The following is an 18,780-nucleotide window of genomic DNA, read 5'->3' on the forward strand; positions in this document are numbered from 1 at the left end:
AAATCAAAAACCACATCATAATGAAAAAATACATTCCATTAATTTTAAGAATTGCAGTAGCAATAATTCTAATTCAAACCTTAAGGTTCAAATTTTCAGCACATCCTGATAGCGTATATATATTTACAAAAGTAGGTTTAGAACCTTACGGTAGAATAGGTATTGGGATTGCTGAGTTAATAGCTGGAATTTTACTACTAATTCCAAGAACTGTTTGGCTAGGCGCTGTCTTAACATTAGGCATTATCGGAGGTGCAATTATGATGCATCTCACACAATTAGGCATAGAAGTAAATAATGATGGTGGTGTATTATTCACAACAGCAATAATTACTTTCGTGCTTTCGGGTATTATTCTTTATATATACAGAAGGGATCTGCCTCTTATCGGCAAAAAACTTAGCTCAACTAGACATTAACATCTTGCTGCTGAGCTAAAAAATTAACTTGTTTTCTATGTGATAATTTAGATTGCAAATAGAAAAACAAGAAGGCAAATACTAAAAATATAGAACACAACACATTAAGCAAGTTCATATCAGCTATGTAGAAGTATGCCAATTGGATAACCTCAGAGAACATAATACAAATTGTGCCTATTAATAAATTCATAGATTTTTTATCATCTCTATACATATAGTTGATAAGTGCTATTCCCATTAAAAGCATCACCACAGCGTTATAAAATAATTCTAAGTAGTACTCATAATAACTAAGCTCTGCTCTAGTAGTATCTGATACATAATACACAAAAAACAAACCTAGTATTACTAATAATGTTATTTGTATAGGTAACTTAGCTAGCACATACTTCATATCAATTGACATAAAAATTCTTATAATTAAGAAAATATATGACAAGATATAAAGTCCGTTTCCAATGAAATAAAAATAATCAATCTCTGGATTGAAATCTAGATTTACAATCCAAGTCATATAATTAAGAATCTCAGAAATAGTAAATGTAACTAAGAATAATAAAAAGAATAAATGTTTTTCTTTTACCTTAATTAAGTAAAGACCAGTTAGCAAAACTACAGCTAAAGCTCTAACTCCAGCAGCTTCTATTTCTAAACCTTTGAATTGTAATCCAAGGAAAAATAAGCTGAGTGCTAAAATAAACGCTCCTAAAAACTTGTAAATTTGCATGTTACACATTTAATTTATTGAAGCAAATATAAAAATTACCAATAAATAAACGATTAAATTCTTATTTAATCGATAAAACGTAATAATATGTAAGAATTTACTTTATTAAAATTAAAAAATCCTCCTCTGAAATTATAGAAACACCTAAAGCTTCTGCTTTTGTTCGTTTGCTAGGCCCCATTTTATCTCCTGCCACTAAATAATTTGTTTTAGAAGATATAGAAGACGAAACCTTTCCGCCGTTATCTTCAATTAATTTTTTCAGCTCAGTTCTAGATACCGATTCAAACACTCCAGAAACCACAATTGATAACCCTTTAAGTTTATCAGTTTGATTAGCTAATTTTTCAGCAGATAACTCTAATTGAAGTCCTTGCAACTTTAGATTTTCTATAATTTGTATATTCTTTTCAGAAGTAAAGAATTCAATAACACTTTCAGCAATTCGATCACCTATTTCGTCAACAGAAATCAAGTCGTCAAACGAAGCTTTAGATAAAGCATCTATAGTTTTATAATGTTTTGCTAACTTTTTGGCTACAGTTTCGCCTACATATCTAATACCTAGTGCAAACAAAAGGCGTTCGAAAGGTATTTGTTTTGAGGCTTCAATACCATTGATTAGATTTTCTGCACTTTTTTCAGCCATACGCTCTAAAGGAAGTACGTCTTCTTTCGTCAAGGTATACAAATCTGAGTAATTAGATATCAGTTTTTCATTTACCAAAAGCGCAACTGTTTCTCCTCCCAACCCCTCAATATCCATGGCCTTACGAGATATATAATGCTGAATTCTACCTATGATCTGCGGATTACAGCCATTATAATTAGGACAATAATGCTTAGCATCACCCTCTTGCCTTATTAATTCAGTTTCACATTCTGGACAATGTGTGATGTATTTAGTTGGTTGTGAGTTTGTTGTTCTTTTGCTCAGATCAACAGCTATGATCTTCGGAATGATCTCACCCCCTTTTTCAACGAATACCTCATCTCCTACCCTCACATCTAATTTTTCTATTTGATCTGCATTATGCAGCGATGCTCTTTTTACTGTTGTTCCTGCTAGCTCAACTGGTTCTAAATTAGCGACTGGCGTAATAGCTCCAGTTCGACCTACTTGATAAGTAATTTCATTTAATCGTGTTGAAACCTGTTCAGCTTTAAATTTATAAGCCATTGCCCAACGAGGTGCTTTTGATGTATACCCTAATTCTTCTTGCTGAAATAGGCTATTTACTTTAACGACTACACCATCTGTTTCATAAGGTAAGTCATGACGATGAATATTCCAGTATTCAACAAACTCAAGCACTTCATCAATAGATTTGGCTAATGTTGCTGCTTCAGGAACTTTAAATCCCATCTCTCTTGCTTTGTCTAAGCTTTCAAATTGACTAGAAAACCCCAAGTCTTTACCTTTAATACTATATAACAAACATTCTAAAGGTCGCTTTGCAACCTCAGCACTATCTTGTAACTTCAAACTACCTGAAGCCGTATTTCTTGGGTTTCTATAAGGTTCTTCTCCCAAAGCAACACGCTCTTCATTCATTTTATTAAAACCGTCAAAAGGAAGCACGATCTCACCTCGTATATCAAATCTTGATGGGTAAACACCTTTTAGTTGTAGTGGAACAGACCTAATCGTTTTAATATTTGCAGTCACTTCATCACCTTGTGTGCCATCGCCTCTAGTAACTGCTCTTAACAAAGTTCCATTTTCATAGGTCAAACTTATAGATGCACCGTCGTACTTAAGTTCGCAAACAAATTCGATTTGGCCATCTACTATTTTTTTGATCCGTTTTTCCCAATCTAAAAGATCTTCTTTAGAATATGAGTTATCTAAAGAATACATGCGATGTTCATGAACAATGGTATTAAAGTTTTTAGTCACCTCTCCCCCAACACGTAATGTAGGTGAATTAGGGTCATAAAACTCAGGGTATTTATGCTCTAACTCTTGCAGTTCTTTGAGTTTCATATCAAACTCATAATCACTAATAGTAGCATTGTCTAAGATGTAATAATTATAATTATGGGTTCTTAATTCGTCCCGAAGCGCTGTAATTTGTTGTTCAATATTCATGTAAACAGTTATGAAAAAAGTTGCATTCTATACTCAATATTTAAGACAACTAATATACTAAAATGTACTTCAAGAAAATTCTTCTTTTCTTTATTTTTGTTCGTTTTTTATATAGTAAAACCAAGCTTTCGAAGGTTTTAAATTTATTGATCGTATTGCTTGACTGCCCTTATGATTCGGTCCCTTCCAAACAAATCCTTTTTTAACTCAATAGCTTTGAAGTTATAATTTTCCAAAAGCTGAACGGTATCTTTTCCTAAATACTCATTGATCTCAAAATATAATTTACCATTATTTTTAAGATTATATCTCGCAAACTCACATATGGCAGTATAAAACTGTAAGGGGTTATTATCGTTAACAAACAATGCTTGATGTGGTTCGTAGTTTAATACATTAGGTCTTATTTCTTTTTTCTCTAGATCTCTAATATAAGGTGGATTAGATACTATAATATCAAATGGCTCCTTAAACTCAATTTTTGAATGATCTGCTAATAAGATATCCTTCTGAATAAAATCTACCGTTACGGCATTTAACATTGCATTTTTTTGAGCCATATCGAGCGCTTCTGTCGAAACATCTATAGCCTGCAATTTGGCATTAGGTATCTGTTTTGCTAATGTTACTGCAATGCATCCAGATCCTGTACCAATATCAAGTATTTTTGGCGATCGTGCTTCAGTATCTTTTATAATCAAATCTACTAATTCCTCAGTCTCAGGTCGTGGAATAAGCGTATGTTCATTTACTTTAAATGTCAAACCATAAAATTCAGTTTCACCAATAATGTACTGAATTGGTTTTTCTTGTTTTAAGAATTCTAAAGCTTCTAGAAATTGTTGCTTTTGATGTTTGTTAACCTCAAAGTTTGGGTTTAAAACTAAATGTAGATGGTTAATGTCTAAATAATGCTCGATAAGCAATCTAACAAAAGATTTGACTTCTGTTTCACCATAAACAGCATCTAACACTTTATGATATAGTGCTACGACTTCATTTAATCTCATAAGACCTTTGTCATCCAGACACCACAAGAATAATGTCCAGTATTACCTAAAGGTTCCGTTCTATGTACGAAACCATAATCTTCATAAATATGAATAGCTGCCTTAAGCTGAGAAGCAGACTCTAAATAGCACGTTTCATAGCCAAAATGTTTTGCAGCTTTAAGGCATTTAGTAAACATTTTCTTTCCAAAACCTTTACCTCTAACTCTTGGTGAGAAATACATTTTTTGAAGTTCACAAACATTTCCATCAAATTCTTTTAATGGTTTTATCCCAGCACCTCCTAAGACTTCATTTTCATTAGTAACCACATAATAAACTTCTCTTTTTCCTTGATAAGATTCATACATGAAACGGGTTTCTGGATCTTCATATGCAGTCCCTTTCAATGGAATATTAAACTCCGGGAAACACGCTTTAATAATAGCTTCAATTTGCAGATTATCTTCTGGGCGAATTTCTCGAATAACAATATTATCTTTGCTCACTTTATTATTCTATTTTTGCTTTGTGAAGATAGTATATTTCTAAAAAAAACATCATGAAGAAACTCATAATCTTATCAACAGTCCTTGTCACTTTTTTATCATGTTCTGTAAATAAAAAACCCGAATTTTTACGTGTAGAGAACATTAAGGTTTTAGAGTCTACAAGTGAATATATCACCTTAACCGCTGATGCTTTATTTATGAACCCAAATGATATTGGTGGTGAATTAAAAACAGATGAGATAAAGGTCTTAGTAAATGGTAATCATGTCGCTTCAGTAGCGACAGAAAATTTTAAAGTTCCTGCTAAGAAGGAATTTTCAATTCCGTTAAAAACAAATATTCCAACCGATAGCATATTGAGTAATAATAACCTGAGCGGTTTATTAGGAAGCTTATTGAGTAAAAAAATAAAAGTACAATATAAAGGAGATATTAAATATAAAGTATTAGGCTTTTCACACAGCTACGTCATTGATAAAACCGAAGATGTAAAGCTCAAATTCTAATCCTTGCTTTAAGAAAGTATCTTTTTTATTTGGCATATCATATCAGAAACTAAATAAATACTTGGAATGATAAACCCTAATACACTGTAAAATTTAGCTTTTGATGTGTACTATGGATTTGAATAATTAAGAGTCTCAAAAACCATTTGATAAGCCATTACGATTATGAAGATTCAAAAAGGATAAGCTATGAGGCTAATTATGAAATTTTTGACCATAAACAAATATATGAACATAAACTAAGCTTTTGAAAGATCACGAAATTTACATAAAACGTTGTATCGATATTGCAAAAAATGGTCTAGGCACTACCGCTCCTAATCCTATGGTTGGCTGTGTTATTGTTCACGATCATAAGATTATTAGCGAAGGATACACGAGTTGTTATGGTGGTAATCATGCCGAAGTTAATGCTATAAACAACACATATAACAAATCGCTACTCAAAAATTCAACATTATACGTAACACTTGAGCCTTGCTCACATTTTGGTAAGACACCTCCTTGCAGTGATTTGATTATTGAACACGAAATACCAAATGTAGTCATAGGATGTTTAGATGATAATGTTTTAGTTGCAGGAAAAGGAATCGATAAGCTAAGAGCCTCTGGATGCAAAGTCACTGTTGGTATTTTAGAATCTGAGTGTAGACAACACCACAAACGCTTTTTCACTTTTCATAATAAAAAACGACCATACATCATCTTAAAATGGGCAGAAACAACTGATGGTTTTATAGCTCCTAAGACAAAAAATAAAAAAGAACCTGTTTGGATTACCAATCAATTATCTAGGCAATTGGTTCACAAATGGAGAGCTGAAGAACAAGCTATTTTAGTAGGCACCAATACAGTTTTTGAAGACGACCCAAGCTTAACTGTTAGAGATTGGACTGGAAAACACCCAATTAGATTAGTAATTGACAGAACAAGTAAACTATCAAAAGAACATGCTGTATTTAATAAGGATTCTGATACCCATATTATTTCTGAAAAAGTAGCTGATTTCAACAAACCACTAGCGCAACAAATTTGTGCATATATATACTCTCTAAATATCAATTCTTTAATTGTTGAAGGCGGTTCAAAAACTTTACAAACCTTTATTGATGAAAACTTATGGGATGAAGCTCGAGTATTTTATGGAAATGTTAAATTCAATACAGGAATTAAATCGCCTCAATTTTCTAGAACACCTATCAATAAAACACTCATAGAAACAGATGTTTTAAAAATTTATACTAATGATTAAAACATTAATATTTGATTTTGGTGATGTTTTTATCAATCTAGATAAAGAAGGTGCTATGAAAAATGCACTCACTTTATTTGAATTGAATGAATTACCCGAAGATCTTGTAGCTATAAACATCTTATATGAACAAGGTCTTATAAGTACAGATGAATTTCTTAGTTTCTATACTGATAACTTTCCTAATCTTACCAAAGTAGAAATTATAGATGCCTGGAATTTTATTTTGAGAGATTTTCCTGTAGAACGTTTAAAGTTTCTTAAAACCCTATCGGAAGAAAATAAGTATAAACTCATTTTATTGAGTAATACAAATGAACTCCATATAAGCTGGATCAAAGATCGTATCCCCTTTTATGAGAAATTTAAATCCTATTTTGATGCATTTTATTTATCGCATGAGATCAATTTAAGAAAACCAAATACAACTATTTATCAATACGTTTTAAAAGAGAACAACCTAAATCCTCAGGAATGTTTATTTATTGATGACACAAAAGAAAATACAAAAGCTGCCGCCAAACTAGGGGTTCATGTTTGGAATATCGATGAAACTCAAGAAGATATTTTAGATTTATTCACCATTAATAACCATTTATTTTGATATACCTACTCCTTAGTATAACAGCATCAACACTCATATTTATCATTTTTAAATTATTTGATAAATATCAAATCAATACACTTCAAGCAATTGTAGTTAATTATTTAGCTGCATGTCTATTTGGACTTTGGAGTTACGAACGTTCAATAACAATGAATGAGATTGTAACATCAAAATGGATATTTGGCGCCATCGGTCTTGGGTTTCTTTTCATAGCTATTTTTAATGTTATGGCAATGACAGCACAACGTAACGGACTTTCTGTAGCGTCTGTAGCATCAAAAATGAGTGTGATCATCCCAGTTATCTTTGGTATTTACGTATATCATGAAGGTGTTGGTGTTCAAAAAGTTATAGGTATACTCTTGGCTCTGGTTTCAGTTTATCTTACATCTGTAAAACCAAAATCTTCAAAAAATTTAACCAAAGGGCTTTGGTTACCTATATTACTGTTTTTTGGTTCTGGTGTTATCGACACCTCCATCAAATACATTGAGACTACTTACGTTGCAGAAAATGGTATTCCTTTGTTTTCAGCAACTATTTTTGCTTTTGCATTTATTATAGGTTCGTTGATTTTGATTACTAAAGCCATTAAAAAGCCGTATACTATTCCTCTCAAAACCATTTTAGGCGGAAGTGTTTTAGGAATTGTGAATTATTTCTCCATCTATTATTTGCTTAAAGCTCTAAACCATGAACACTTAGAAAGTTCAACTTTGTTTACCGTGAATAATGTAGCTATTGTCATGGCATCTACACTATTAGGGCTAGTAGTATTTAAAGAATCTATTTCAAAAGTAAATTGGATAGGTATATTCTTAGCTATCATTTCAATTGTATTGGTAACTTTAGCCTAATGAGTTTAAAAGATACATATCATACAATAACACAAAATTCTCCCGAAGTCTTATTTAAAGACAAGAATAGTAAGTTTTTTGGTTATGCGTTTCCAATAGCGAATGAAGAAGATGTAAAATCACACTTAGAAAGATTAAAAAAACAACACCATCAAGCTAGACATTGGTGCTATGCCTTTCAATTAGGCAAACACAAAAAGGAGCTAAGCTTCAGAGCTAATGATGATGGTGAACCAAATAATAGCGCTGGCATGCCCATTTATGGACAAATACAATCATATGATGTTACCAATATTTTGATCGTAGTGGTAAGGTATTTTGGAGGTGTAAAACTTGGAGTTAGCGGGCTCATTAATGCCTACAAGACTGCTGCTCAATTAGCCTTAGAATCATCAAAAATAGTCACCAAAACTATAAATATCGATTACCTTATCGCTTTTGATTATAAGAATATGAACAAAGTGATGCGAGTTATTAAAGAAAAACAATTAGATATCATCAATCAAAAGTTAGAACTGAGCTGTGAGCTTACAATTTCGGTTAGATTAAAAGACGCATCTTCTATTTTTGAAATTTTCGATAGCCTATATGAGATAGACATAAAGGCATTGAACGATTAAATTTGCAGTTGGTCTAAAATATACTGAGGACATCTTGTAGGTCTATTCTTGTTAATATCAATAAAAACCAAAACTGAATTTCCTGTAGTTAAAATTTCATCATTTTCATTTAGAATTTCATAATCAAACTCAATTTTTACTGATGGTGTTTTTACAAGTTTAGTCTTTACTTTAATGAGGTCGTCATAAGATGCTGACTTTTTGTAATTTATAGTCAATGAAATAACTGGAAGCATAACACCTTCATCTTCCATTTTTTTGTAAGAAAAACCCATCTGCCTTAGCCATTCTGTTCTTCCCATTTCAAAATATTGCGCATAATTACCATGATACACCACACCCATTTGATCTGTCTCACCATAACGCACTCTAAATTGTATTTCACTTGATTTAGAAAGATTCAACATAACTTTTGATATTTTTTTTGTATTTTCGACAGGATTTAAACATGAGGAAAAAATTCTAAAAATTCAACACATTTTGATTTTTTTATTAAGAAATTTGTTCACATATTTGTCCTGTAAAAATGATTTCAAGAGAAACTCGAATTTCTCTTTTTTTTGCTAACTAACTAACAACACAAAAATTAACTTAGAGAATGGATGTAACTGCGCAATCGGTATGGAGTAACTGTCTCTCATTTATAAAAGACAACATACAACCACAAGCCTATAAAACATGGTTTGAACCAATAGTAGCAGTTAAACTTACAGATAATGCTTTAAGCATTCAAGTCCCTAGTAAATTCTTTTATGAATGGCTTGAAGAACATTACGTTAAAATTTTAAAGGTTGCGTTAACTAAACAATTAGGAGAGTCTGCTAAATTGGTTTATGTTATCAAAATGGAAAATACCTATGGAAACAAACAACCGTTCACAGAAAAAATACCAAGTTCAAATCGTGGTGCTTTAAAATCTCAAGACGTAGACGTTCCTCTTAATAACAAAAACCCTGAACTCAAGAATCCATTCGTGATACCAGGTATTAGAAACGTTAAGATTGAATCACAGCTTAACCCTAATTATAGTTTCGAAAACTTTTTAGAAGGAGACTCAAACAGGTTAGCCAGAAATGCTGGTTTAGCGGTAGCTAATAAGCCTGGAGGTACATCTTTTAATCCGTTATTGATATTTGGTGGTGTTGGTTTAGGTAAAACACATCTAGCACATGCTATTGGTGTGGATATCAAAGATAAATATCCAGAAAAAACCGTTTTATATATTTCTGCGGAAAAATTCACCCAACAATATATTGACTCCGTTAAGAAAAACAATAGAAATGATTTTATTCATTTTTATCAAATTATAGATGTTTTAATTATTGACGATGTACAATTCCTATCTGGTAAATCTGGAACACAAGATGTCTTCTTCCACATTTTTAACCACTTACACCAAAACGGGAAACAGGTTATTTTAACCAGTGATAAGGCTCCTGTAGATATGCAAGATATTGAGCAACGCTTATTATCGCGTTTTAAATGGGGACTTTCAGCTGAATTACAAAGTCCTGATTTTGAAACTCGAATTTCTATTCTGAAAAACAAACTTTATCGCGATGGTGTAGAAATGCCTGAAGAAATCATAGAATATGTAGCCAAACATATCAAAACTAATGTACGTGAACTAGAAGGCGCTATCATTTCACTAATTGCTCAATCGTCATTCAATAAAAAAGAAATTACCGTAAACCTTGCTAAAGAAATTGTTGAAAAATTCGTTAAAAACACCAAACGCGAAGTCTCAATTGATTACATTCAAAAAGTAGTATCAGATTATTTTCAAATGGATGTTAGTACACTTCAATCTAAAACAAGAAAACGTCATATTGTCCAAGCTAGACAACTAGCTATGTTCTTTGCCAAGAAATATACAAAAGCTTCATTAGCTAGTATTGGATCACAAATTGGAAAACGCGATCATGCTACTGTACTTCATGCTTGCAAAACTGTAGATAATCTTTCCTCTACAGACAAACAATTTAGAAAATATGTTGAAGACCTTTCAAAGAAGTTATCCTTATAAGTAATTAGGTATTATGACAAGTATTCTAATGGTATGCTTAGGTAATATTTGCCGTTCACCATTAGCACACGGTATTTTAGAATCAAAACTTCCAAAAGATCTATTTTATATTGACTCTGCTGGTACAGCAAATTATCATGTAGGTGATGCGCCAGATTATCGCTCTATTGCTGTGGCTAAAGCCAATGGGATAGATATTTCGAAACAACAAGCAAGGCAATTCAAAGTAACCGATTTTGATGCTTTCGATCATGTTTATGTAATGGATCAATCTAATTTTGACAACGTCATTAAACTTGCAAGGCACACGAATGACATCGCTAAAGTTAAACTCATTTTAGAAATTGACAACTCCATAAAAGATAAAAAGGTTCCTGACCCTTACTATGGAAATATTTCCGATTTTCACGACGTATTTAATTTACTCAACACTACTTGCAAACTATTAGCAAACCAGCTACAAACCAACTGATATAAGAATTTTCTTTAATGATTTAGCTGTTTTTTTGTATTTTTAGCAAAAATGCTTCCTAAATAATTAATACTATGAAAAATTTAACCTTATGCTTAATGTGCATTTTCTGTACATTAGGTTTTTCCCAAGACATTGAATTAGAATTATTTGCTAATGGGTTTTCAAGTCCATTATGCATAAGAAATGCCGGAGATGATAGACTGTTTGTTGTAGAACAAGGTGGTGTGATCAAAATTTTAAATGCTGATGGTTCTACAAATCCTACTCCATTTTTAGATATTGACCCTAGAGTTAGTAGTGGTGGAGAACGAGGTTTGCTATCTTTAGCATTTCATCCAAATTATGCTGCTAACGGTTTCTTTTTTGTCAATTACACTAACAATTCGGGAGACACAGTCATTTCAAGGTTTACTAGAAATACAATAGATGAAGCAGATGCTAGCTCAGAAGTAATCTTACTAACCATTGACCAACCATTCTCAAATCATAATGGTGGTGATTTACATTTTGGCCCTAATGATGGTTACCTTTATATTTCTACTGGTGATGGTGGTTCTGGTGGTGATCCTGGAGATAGAGCTCAAGACTTAATGGAATTACTTGGCAAAATGTTAAGAATTGATGTAGACAATACTGAAAATGGAAATAACTATGCAATACCATCTGACAATCCTTTTGTTGGAAATCCTAATGCTTTAGATGAAATTTGGGCTTACGGATTAAGAAACCCTTGGAGGTTTTCTTTTGATCCTGAAACAAGCGAAATGTGGATTGGAGATGTTGGTCAAAGCACAACTGAAGAAATCAATAGAGTTGCTATTAATACTGTTGGCTATAATTTTGGTTGGAGATGTTATGAAGGCTCAAATACGTTTAATACTACTGATTGTCCTCCAGCTGCAGAGCTAACGTTTCCAGTGGCTGAATACCCTACCCCTTCTTGCTTTTGTAATGTAGCAGGCGGGCAAGTTTACAGAGGAAGTGTTTATAGTGACATACTAGGTGTATATATTTATGCAACAACAGGAAATGGACGTATAGGCACTGTGGATTCCTCAAATAATTTAGTAGATCAAGGTAATTTTAACAATGGCGTATGGGTATCCTTTGGAGAAGATATTAATAGAGAAATGTATATTGTAGATATTACTGGAAGTATACATAGAGTTAAAGGTACCATTTTATCAGTTCCAGAATTTGAAGAAAAAAACATATCAATCACTCCTAATCCTGCTTCAGAGTTCTTAAATATCAATACTTTAGGCAATACAATTGAAAATATTTCAATAATAGACATCAAAGGAAGCGTTCTTTACATAGAAAAAAATGTAATGCTCTCTGAGAGAAATATTAATATTTCGTTTTTAAGTAAAGGAGTATATTTTGTTAAGATTAAAACCAACAGTAAGTCATCAGTAGTAAAGAAATTAGTAGTAAACTAAAAGCTATGAACGCATCTCTTGGAAAACTTTATCTTATTCCAACACGTTTAGGAGACAATCCACCTTTGGAAGTTTTACCCATTTCCGTAAAAAAAATTATCGAACTTGTTGATGATTACATTGTTGAAAATGAAAAATCTGCAAGACGCTTTATTAAAAAAATTCATTCAAGAAAATCGCAAGCATCATTAAATTTGCAACTTTTAAACAAGTATACACAAGATCACGAAATCGCTCATTTTCTTGATATTTGTAAAGATGGTAAGCCCATGGGATTGCTGTCAGATGCAGGTTGCCCTGGAATTGCTGACCCTGGAGCAGACATTGTTAAATTAGCGCATGAAAATAACATCAAGGTCATTCCACTTGTTGGACCCTCTTCAATAGTTTTAGCCTTAATGAGCTCTGGAATGAATGGGCAAAGTTTTACGTTTAACGGTTATATTCCTATTGAAAAAACAGAACGCAAAGCATCTCTAAAAAGAATGGAGCGCTTGTCTTATGAGCTCAACCAAACACAACTTTTTATAGAAACCCCTTATAGAAATAATAAAGTGATTGATGAAATTTGTAGCACACTGCACCCTCAAACGCGTGTGTGCATCGCTTGTGATATCACCTTGCCATCTGAATTCATTAAGACCATGACCGTTAATGAATGGCAAAAGGTTAAAGTAGATTTACACAAGCGTCCAGCTATATTTTTAATACATAAAGATTAGCTACACCTGCCCATTTTAAGTTAAAGAAACATTAAAAAAAATGCTTCACTAGATTACTTTGCTATATTTGAGTCTTAGCTAATTAGACCATCATGCAAACAAAATTACGTCTACTCTTTTTATTTGTTTTTTCAACTTCGCTAGCAATAGCACAACAGCCTAAAAAACCAACTTCATCTGAAATATATGAATCTATAAAAAAACTTAATGTTTTAGGATCAGTATTGTATGTTGCTGCGCATCCAGATGACGAAAACACACGTTTGATATCATATATGTCAAACCATGTCAAAGCGCGTACAGCTTATCTTTCATTAACACGTGGTGATGGTGGGCAAAATCTCATTGGACCTGAGCTTAGAGAATTGTTAGGTGTCTTGAGAACACAAGAATTATTAGCCGCTCGACGAGTTGATGGCGGCGAACAATTATTTACTAGAGCTAACGATTTTGGATATTCAAAACATCCTGATGAAACACTTGCCATTTGGGATAAAAGTGAAGTGTTAAGCGATGTTGTATTGGCGATTAGAAAATTTAAACCAGACGTAATTATAAATAGATTTGATCATCGACGTGCTGGAAAAACTCATGGCCACCATACAAGTTCTGCATTATTAAGCATGGAAGCATTTGATTTGGCAAATGATTCTTCATCCTACCCTGAGCAATTAACAGAAACCGAATTATGGCAACCAAAACGACTATTTTACAATACCTCTTGGTGGAGATATGGAAGTAGAGAAGCTTTTGAAAAAATCGATAAAAGTAATATGCTTGCTTTCGATATTGGTGTCTACTACCCTTTAAAAGGCCTATCTAACAACGAATTGGCATCTCTAGCTAGTAGCCAACATCGATGTCAAGGATTTGGACAACCAACTCGCCGTGGCACTGAACAAGAATATATTGAATTTTTAAAAGGAGAGCCTATTAACATGGACTCTGATATTTTTGATGGCATAGACACGTCTTGGAATCGTATTAATGGAGGAAGTCAAATTGGAGAGATTTTACTAAATGTTGAAAACAACTTTAACTTTGTAAACCCGTCTTCACATATACCTCAATTATTACAAGCATATCAACTTCTGTCTTCTATTGAAAACAAACATTGGAAAACCATTAAAACTAAAGAACTAAAATCAATTATCGAGGCTTGTGCTGGCATGTATTTAGAAGCATCAGCCGAGACTAACTGGGCTACTGTAAACGAAACGATTAATTTGAATATTGAAGCTTTAAACAGAAGTAAACAAAACATAACTTTACTAAGCATAAATACATCAAATGATTTAGAAATTTCAAAAGATGTTAGCTTGAATGAGAACACAAAATTCAATTTTAAAGAAACTATCACCATTCCTAATGAACAAAAACCAACAACTCCATATTGGTTGGCTGAAAAAGGAACATTAGGAATGTATAAAGCTGACAAGGATTTTATTGGTAATCCTGAAACACCAAGAGCATTCAATGTGGATTTTAACCTTTTAATCAATAAAATCCCTATAACTTTCACAAAACCTATAGTGTATCGCTATTCAGAACCTGATAAAGGTGAATTGTACAAACCTTTTGAAATCATACCTGAAGCAACTGCTTCATTGTCTGACAAAGTTTACATCTTTGATAGCGACCAACAAAAAGAAATAGAAGTTACTATTAAAGCAGGTAGAAAAAATATCGAAGGAACCATCGAAATGTGCTATCCAGACAACTGGAAAGTGTATCCTAAAACACAAAAAGTATTTATCAAAAATAAAGGTGATATTCAAAAAGCAGTATTTACTATTATACCTCCAAAAGACCAAAGTGAAGGTTTCATTTCGCCTATGATTAAAATTGGAGAACAAGTCTATACACGTCAACTTATAGAAATTAATTACGATCATATTCCGTTTCAAACAGTTTTACTACCAAGTGAAAGCAAAATTGTCAGGCTAGATATTCAAAAGCATGGAAAAAACATTGGTTATATTAAAGGTGCAGGTGATGTTATTCCTGAAAGTTTAAAACAAATCGGCTATAATGTTGAAACCATAAAAACTGAGAACATAACCCATGAACTTCTTAGTAAATTTGATGCTATAGTTCTTGGGATAAGAGCTTATAATACCGTTGAAGGTCTAGAATTTAAACAGCAGCAACTTTTCGATTATATTGCTCAAGGTGGCAACCTCATTGCCCAATACAGTAAAAGCTATGGACTTAAAACAAAACGCTTAGCACCTTATGATTTAACAATATCAAGAGATCGTGTAACCGACGAAAATGCCAAAGTACACATTTTAACACCTGAGCATCCTGTATTGAATTACCCTAATAAAATAACATCTAAAGATTTTGAAGGTTGGACTCAAGAACGTGGATTATACTTTCCAAATAAATGGGCAAATGAATTTACTCCTATCCTATCGATGAATGATAATGGTGAATCTCCAAAAACTGGAAGTCTACTTGTTGCAAAACATGGTAAAGGGTATTACGTATATACTGGACTTAGCTTTTTTAGAGAATTTCCTGCAGGAGTTTCAGGAGCCTATCGTCTATTTGCTAACATTTTGTCATTGGGCAAGAACGATGTCAACCAAACTAGTGAAATAAAAAACTAATCAACTAAATCATCAATCAAAAATGGAAAAATACAAATGGAGCAAGATGTACACCTTAGTATTAATTGCTAACCTCATCTATCTAATCGTATTTTACTTCATTACTAAAGCTTTCTGAATATGCAAACATTAGATTGGGTCGACTGGTTAGTTTTGGGCATAACATTACTATCTATAGTTGGTTATGGCACATGGAAAACCAGAGGTAGTAAAAATGTTCAAGATTATGTTCGTGGTGGCAATACGTCAAAATGGTGGACAATAGGTTTATCTGTAATGGCAACTCAAGCTAGTGCCATTACATTTTTATCTACAACAGGTCAGGCCTTTTCTGATGGAATGGGTTTTGTGCAATTTTATTTCGGATTACCAATAGCTATGGTTATTATCTGCTTGGTATTCATCCCAATTTATCACCGACTGAAAGTCTATACTGCTTATGAATTCCTTGAAAATAGATTTGATTTAAAAACTCGAAGTCTTACAGCTATATTGTTTTTAGTTCAAAGAGGTTTAGCAGCAGGAATTACCATTTTTGCACCAGCAATTATTCTATCTGTAGTTTTAGACTGGAACATTATTACCCTAAACATCATAATAGGTGTATTAGTAATCATTTATACTGTTTCTGGAGGTACAAAAGCAGTAACGGTGACTCAGAAGCAGCAAATGTTTGTCATTTTTGCAGGAATGCTTGCTGCTCTCTTTATTATTTTGAGTTTAATTCCTAATGAAGTTTCATTCACTAACGCATTAGATATTGCTGGCGCTAGCGGTCGTATGGAAGTACTGGATTTTTCATTTGATTTAGAAAATAGGTACACCGTTTGGTCAGGTTTAATTGGAGGTACATTTTTAATGCTATCCTATTTTGGTACCGATCAAAGTCAGGTGCAACGATACCTTTCTGGTAAGTCAATGAAAGAAATGCAAATGGGATTGATATTTAACGGACTTCTAAAAGTCCCAATGCAATTTTTTATTTTACTAGTAGGTGTGATGGTATTTGTTTTTTATCAATTTAACCAAGCACCTCTAAATTTCATTGATGCATCAACAGAAACCGTTCTTGAATCAAAATATTCTGAAGACTATCGTGATCTTCAATCCAAACAAGATGCGCTTTTTAATAAGAAAAAAGAATTAAGTATAGCATTGTCTAAAGATAGTGACAATGCTGAGCTTAGAAAAGATTTATTTTATTTAGACAGTATCGAAAGAAGTAATCGCTTAGAATCTAAATATCTTATAAAAAAAGCTATCGACACATCATATGCCAATAGCTATGATAAGCTTAGTAAAGAACTAAGTGAGTTAAACCCAAATGATATAGCATTTTCTGAAAAAGAAACCGAATTAGAAGCGCTTTATAAGGCTTCAGCTAAAGACACAAGAACCAACGACAGAGATTATATGTTCATTACATTTATCTTAAAGTATCTACCTAAAGGACTTATTGGTTTACTACTTGCTGTGATTTTATCTGCTGCCATGTCATCAACAGCCTCTGAAGTTAATGCATTAGCAACTATAACTTCTATTGATCTTTATGGCAGAAATCTCAAAGAAAACAAAGGTGAAGCCCATATGGTAAAGGCAACAAAATTCTTTACTTTGGTTTGGGGATTAGTTGCAATTGTAATCGCTTGTTTTGCTAATCTTGCTGAAAATTTAATCCAACTAGTAAATATTATTGGATCTATTTTCTACGGAAACGTTCTCGGTATTTTCCTTTTAGCTTTTTTCTTCAAATTTGTTAAAGCAAATGCTGTTTTTTCTGCTGCCATTATCACACAAGTTATCGTTATTGCTGGATGGTGGTTTGATTGGATGCCTTATTTATGGCTAAATTTATTTGGATGCATATTAGTTATACTAATGGCTTTTATCATTCAAAAAATTACTTATAACAAATAAAAAAAGCACAGTTAGTTAAACTGTGCTTTTTTTCTATACCTAGGAAAAATAAATTACATTGCTCCCCATTCTTTCAATGAGTCCATATTCATTTTTACGTAATCGTCATTTTTTGCTTCTTTAGCTCCTGCAAGTGAAGCTTTTGCTGCTGCAATTGCTCTATCCTTATTCCCAGCTTTAGCATGAATTAAAGATTGTTGACGTAACCACCAAAAACGAGGTTGATCTTTTGTCATATCAACAGCCATATCAATCCATTTTGCAGCTTGATTAATATCTTTATCCGCTTCTAAATAATACCGCGCCGCTGCATAATAATCTCCAGCTCCAGGACCTGACATCACTCTATCTATAGCTGCTGAAACTGCTTTATCTGTAGGCACTTCAAACTTTATACCTACATATGCCTTTTCCCACATCATTCCAATTACTGCTGAATCATTAGACAAATCATCAAATGAAATGGTAAAGGTTTCAATATTCATAGGCAAAGGATATACATCAGCAGATACTTTAGCCGCAACTTTAGAATCATCCCAATTTCTAGGCGTTCCCCAATTCTCTGTATCAGAATAAAAAGTAACTTCCCAAGACTTTTCAGAAGGCGTTACAAAAATTGCATAAGAACCAGCTTTTAATTCTTTACCTCCTACAGTAACGTCATCACTAAAAGTGACCATTGTATTCTTATTCGCTCCAGTTCTCCACATTTTACCATAAGGCACTAAATCTCCAAAAATGGTACGTCCTCTCATATTAGGTCTAGAATACTCAATAGATACATCTGTTAATCCTACTTTCTGCTCAACTTTTGCTAAAGGACTAGGCTGTGGTGTTTCAATTTGCGCATTTGTATTGAAAGCCATCGCAAAAACCGCAAATATTAATAATAATTTTTTCATTGTAATAGATTTAATGATTAGTTTTAAATTCACGTAAATTTACGAACTAGACAAGCCTATATTTGTTAATAAAACTATAAATTAAGACATTATACCT

18 protein-coding genes are annotated in these 18,780 nt (G+C 32.7%); 12 read left to right on the forward strand and 6 right to left on the reverse strand.

Going from position 1 to position 18,780, the window contains the following annotated elements:
* Nucleotides 1–20: 20 nt before the first annotated feature.
* The gene (locus tag Q0876_RS03850; protein ID WP_299224324.1) at nucleotides 21–419 is read left to right on the forward strand and encodes a DoxX family protein; all 399 of its coding nucleotides are present in this window, start codon (nucleotides 21–23) and stop codon (nucleotides 417–419) included.
* On the opposite strand, the gene Q0876_RS03855 is transcribed toward Q0876_RS03850, so the two are convergent.
* From Q0876_RS03855 to Q0876_RS03870, 4 genes are all read right to left on the reverse strand, one after another.
* On the reverse strand, nucleotides 409–1,149 hold the full coding sequence (locus Q0876_RS03855; protein WP_299224326.1) for a hypothetical protein: 741 nt from the start codon (nucleotides 1,147–1,149) through the stop codon (nucleotides 409–411). The two genes, Q0876_RS03850 and Q0876_RS03855, sit on opposite strands and share 11 nt — an antisense overlap.
* Nucleotides 1,150–1,246: 97 nt before the next feature.
* Nucleotides 1,247–3,241 (reverse strand): NAD-dependent DNA ligase LigA, encoded by a 1,995-nt coding sequence (ligA, locus tag Q0876_RS03860; RefSeq protein ID WP_299224328.1) that lies wholly within the window; start codon nucleotides 3,239–3,241, stop codon nucleotides 1,247–1,249.
* 143 nt (nucleotides 3,242–3,384) lie between these two features.
* On the reverse strand, nucleotides 3,385–4,251 hold the full coding sequence (prmC, locus tag Q0876_RS03865) for a peptide chain release factor N(5)-glutamine methyltransferase (protein ID WP_299224330.1): 867 nt from the start codon (nucleotides 4,249–4,251) through the stop codon (nucleotides 3,385–3,387).
* Nucleotides 4,248–4,739 (reverse strand): GNAT family N-acetyltransferase, encoded by a 492-nt coding sequence (locus Q0876_RS03870; RefSeq protein ID WP_299224332.1) that lies wholly within the window; start codon nucleotides 4,737–4,739, stop codon nucleotides 4,248–4,250. Before Q0876_RS03870 ends, prmC begins: the two co-directional genes overlap by 4 nt.
* A 53-nt stretch (nucleotides 4,740–4,792) precedes the next feature.
* On the opposite strand from Q0876_RS03870, the gene Q0876_RS03875 reads away from it, so the two are divergent.
* The 5 genes from Q0876_RS03875 (at nucleotide 4,793) to Q0876_RS03895 (ending at nucleotide 8,584) form a co-directional block, all read left to right on the forward strand.
* The gene (locus tag Q0876_RS03875; protein WP_299224334.1) at nucleotides 4,793–5,248 is read left to right on the forward strand and encodes an LEA type 2 family protein; all 456 of its coding nucleotides are present in this window, start codon (nucleotides 4,793–4,795) and stop codon (nucleotides 5,246–5,248) included.
* Between the two features lie 247 nt (nucleotides 5,249–5,495).
* On the forward strand, nucleotides 5,496–6,500 hold the full coding sequence (gene ribD, locus Q0876_RS03880) for a bifunctional diaminohydroxyphosphoribosylaminopyrimidine deaminase/5-amino-6-(5-phosphoribosylamino)uracil reductase RibD (RefSeq protein WP_299224336.1): 1,005 nt from the start codon (nucleotides 5,496–5,498) through the stop codon (nucleotides 6,498–6,500).
* Entirely contained in the window at nucleotides 6,493–7,104 is a 612-nt protein-coding gene (locus Q0876_RS03885) for an HAD family phosphatase (protein WP_299224338.1), read from the forward strand. The genes ribD and Q0876_RS03885 overlap by 8 nt, the downstream gene beginning before the upstream one ends.
* The gene (locus Q0876_RS03890) at nucleotides 7,101–7,964 is read left to right on the forward strand and encodes a DMT family transporter (RefSeq protein ID WP_299224341.1); all 864 of its coding nucleotides are present in this window, start codon (nucleotides 7,101–7,103) and stop codon (nucleotides 7,962–7,964) included. The genes Q0876_RS03885 and Q0876_RS03890 overlap by 4 nt, the downstream gene beginning before the upstream one ends.
* Nucleotides 7,964–8,584, forward strand: coding sequence for a YigZ family protein (locus Q0876_RS03895; protein WP_299224343.1), 621 nt, complete (start codon nucleotides 7,964–7,966; stop codon nucleotides 8,582–8,584). The genes Q0876_RS03890 and Q0876_RS03895 overlap by 1 nt, the downstream gene beginning before the upstream one ends.
* On the opposite strand, the gene Q0876_RS03900 is transcribed toward Q0876_RS03895, so the two are convergent.
* Nucleotides 8,581–8,991, reverse strand: coding sequence for a thioesterase family protein (locus Q0876_RS03900; RefSeq protein ID WP_299224345.1), 411 nt, complete (start codon nucleotides 8,989–8,991; stop codon nucleotides 8,581–8,583). The two genes, Q0876_RS03895 and Q0876_RS03900, sit on opposite strands and share 4 nt — an antisense overlap.
* Nucleotides 8,992–9,182: 191 nt before the next feature.
* On the opposite strand from Q0876_RS03900, the gene dnaA reads away from it, so the two are divergent.
* The 6 genes from dnaA to Q0876_RS03930 all read left to right on the forward strand — a co-directional run bounded on the left by dnaA (nucleotide 9,183) and on the right by Q0876_RS03930 (nucleotide 17,781).
* Nucleotides 9,183–10,610, forward strand: a complete 1,428-nt coding sequence (dnaA, locus tag Q0876_RS03905; protein WP_299224347.1) for a chromosomal replication initiator protein DnaA — start codon at nucleotides 9,183–9,185, stop codon at nucleotides 10,608–10,610.
* Between the two features lie 13 nt (nucleotides 10,611–10,623).
* Complete coding sequence (locus tag Q0876_RS03910; protein WP_299224348.1) at nucleotides 10,624–11,082, forward strand: low molecular weight protein-tyrosine-phosphatase; 459 nt, start codon at nucleotides 10,624–10,626, stop codon at nucleotides 11,080–11,082.
* Nucleotides 11,083–11,156: 74 nt separating this feature from the next.
* The gene (locus tag Q0876_RS03915) at nucleotides 11,157–12,527 is read left to right on the forward strand and encodes a PQQ-dependent sugar dehydrogenase (protein ID WP_299224350.1); all 1,371 of its coding nucleotides are present in this window, start codon (nucleotides 11,157–11,159) and stop codon (nucleotides 12,525–12,527) included.
* 5 nt (nucleotides 12,528–12,532) lie between these two features.
* Nucleotides 12,533–13,249 (forward strand): SAM-dependent methyltransferase, encoded by a 717-nt coding sequence (locus Q0876_RS03920; protein WP_299224352.1) that lies wholly within the window; start codon nucleotides 12,533–12,535, stop codon nucleotides 13,247–13,249.
* A 92-nt stretch (nucleotides 13,250–13,341) separates the two neighbouring features.
* Nucleotides 13,342–15,864 (forward strand): PIG-L family deacetylase, encoded by a 2,523-nt coding sequence (locus Q0876_RS03925; RefSeq protein WP_299224354.1) that lies wholly within the window; start codon nucleotides 13,342–13,344, stop codon nucleotides 15,862–15,864.
* A gap of 120 nt (nucleotides 15,865–15,984) precedes the next feature.
* A complete protein-coding gene (locus Q0876_RS03930) occupies nucleotides 15,985–17,781 on the forward strand; it encodes a sodium:solute symporter (protein WP_299224356.1) in 1,797 nt (598 codons plus the stop codon).
* A gap of 53 nt (nucleotides 17,782–17,834) precedes the next feature.
* Here the strand turns inward: Q0876_RS03930 and Q0876_RS03935 are convergent, their stop codons facing one another.
* Nucleotides 17,835–18,683 (reverse strand): DUF2911 domain-containing protein, encoded by an 849-nt coding sequence (locus Q0876_RS03935; RefSeq protein ID WP_299224358.1) that lies wholly within the window; start codon nucleotides 18,681–18,683, stop codon nucleotides 17,835–17,837.
* Between the last annotated feature and the right edge of the window lie 97 nt (nucleotides 18,684–18,780).

The sequence above is a fragment of the uncultured Psychroserpens sp. genome, assembly GCF_947503375.1.
GTDB lineage: Bacteria > Bacteroidota > Bacteroidia > Flavobacteriales > Flavobacteriaceae > Psychroserpens.

Excerpts from the sequence above, each read along its gene's own strand:
- Q0876_RS03850 (WP_299224324.1), top strand. The coding sequence starts at position 21 with ATGAAAAAATACATTCCATTAATTTTAAGAATTGCAGTAGCAATAATT.
- Q0876_RS03855 (WP_299224326.1), bottom strand. The coding sequence starts at position 1,149 with ATGCAAATTTACAAGTTTTTAGGAGCGTTTATTTTAGCACTCAGCTTA.
- ligA (WP_299224328.1), bottom strand. The coding sequence starts at position 3,241 with ATGAATATTGAACAACAAATTACAGCGCTTCGGGACGAATTAAGAACC.
- prmC (WP_299224330.1), bottom strand. The coding sequence starts at position 4,251 with ATGAGATTAAATGAAGTCGTAGCACTATATCATAAAGTGTTAGATGCT.
- Q0876_RS03875 (WP_299224334.1), top strand. The coding sequence starts at position 4,793 with ATGAAGAAACTCATAATCTTATCAACAGTCCTTGTCACTTTTTTATCA.
- Q0876_RS03885 (WP_299224338.1), top strand. The coding sequence starts at position 6,493 with ATGATTAAAACATTAATATTTGATTTTGGTGATGTTTTTATCAATCTA.
- Q0876_RS03895 (WP_299224343.1), top strand. The coding sequence starts at position 7,964 with ATGAGTTTAAAAGATACATATCATACAATAACACAAAATTCTCCCGAA.
- Q0876_RS03900 (WP_299224345.1), bottom strand. The coding sequence starts at position 8,991 with ATGTTGAATCTTTCTAAATCAAGTGAAATACAATTTAGAGTGCGTTAT.
- dnaA (WP_299224347.1), top strand. The coding sequence starts at position 9,183 with ATGGATGTAACTGCGCAATCGGTATGGAGTAACTGTCTCTCATTTATA.
- Q0876_RS03910 (WP_299224348.1), top strand. The coding sequence starts at position 10,624 with ATGACAAGTATTCTAATGGTATGCTTAGGTAATATTTGCCGTTCACCA.
- Q0876_RS03915 (WP_299224350.1), top strand. The coding sequence starts at position 11,157 with ATGAAAAATTTAACCTTATGCTTAATGTGCATTTTCTGTACATTAGGT.
- Q0876_RS03920 (WP_299224352.1), top strand. The coding sequence starts at position 12,533 with ATGAACGCATCTCTTGGAAAACTTTATCTTATTCCAACACGTTTAGGA.
- Q0876_RS03925 (WP_299224354.1), top strand. The coding sequence starts at position 13,342 with ATGCAAACAAAATTACGTCTACTCTTTTTATTTGTTTTTTCAACTTCG.
- Q0876_RS03930 (WP_299224356.1), top strand. The coding sequence starts at position 15,985 with ATGCAAACATTAGATTGGGTCGACTGGTTAGTTTTGGGCATAACATTA.
- Q0876_RS03935 (WP_299224358.1), bottom strand. The coding sequence starts at position 18,683 with ATGAAAAAATTATTATTAATATTTGCGGTTTTTGCGATGGCTTTCAAT.